1 protein-coding gene is annotated in these 787 nt (G+C 25.4%); it reads left to right on the top strand.

The window, feature by feature from the left end:
- Positions 1–209: 209 nt before the first annotated feature.
- On the top strand, positions 210–787 hold a 578-nt coding region (locus HMPREF9131_RS00280), incomplete at its 3' end, for a DUF1858 domain-containing protein (RefSeq protein ID WP_009344719.1).

Raw genomic sequence — 787 nt, 5'->3', positions numbered from 1 at the left:
GTAGTAAGAAAAAAATAATTACTACTGAAGGCAAAAATAACAAGTAAGTTAAAGAATTAAATAGCATAAAACCTCCATTCAATTATTATAGCAGAAATTATTAATTATAAAAGATTATAAAAATTTTTTAAAAAGGTTGTATTAACAACAGAAATAATTGATAATTATTGTTAATATGATATTAGAAAAAATATAAAGGGATGAGTTTTATGGATATTAATCAAACAGTATATAAATTATGCACGCAAAATAAAGATTTGAGAGATTTTCTAATCTCTAAAGGATTTAATAATTTGTCTAGTGACACAATGTTTAATACTATGGCAAAAATGATAAAGTTAAAAGATGCCTTAAAATTAAAAAATATAGATGCAGAGATTTTTCAAGAAGAATACAAAAGTTTTTCATCTAAAGTGATTGAAAACGAAAATTTTGAAAATAAAGATTCAAAATACACGATAGAAGGAGCTGTACCTTGTCCTATAAGAGTTCCCCTGATGGAATCTTTAAAAGACTTTTCTTCAGGCAAGGATATAGATATAGATTTTGATTTGAGATCAGCAAACCTTGGTATGGATTTTGTATTTGATAAGTTCAAAAATAAAAAGAAACTTCCAGACTTAATCACAACAGCTGGATTTGAATTAATTTTAGATGACAAAATTTATGAAGAGGTTAAAAAGTCTTATACAGATTGCAATATACCAATAAATGATGATTTTATAAAAAGAGGGGTAGATTTAAAAGACCCTGAAGGAATTTTTCATATTTTAGGAATCGTGCCAGC

It is taken from the genome of Peptoniphilus sp. oral taxon 836 str. F0141, assembly GCF_000179335.1.
Classification (GTDB): Bacteria; Bacillota; Clostridia; order Tissierellales; family Peptoniphilaceae; genus Peptoniphilus_A; species Peptoniphilus_A lacrimalis.
The sequence above is the reverse complement of the archived record's forward strand: the minus strand, read 5'-3'. Positions and strand labels throughout refer to the sequence as shown.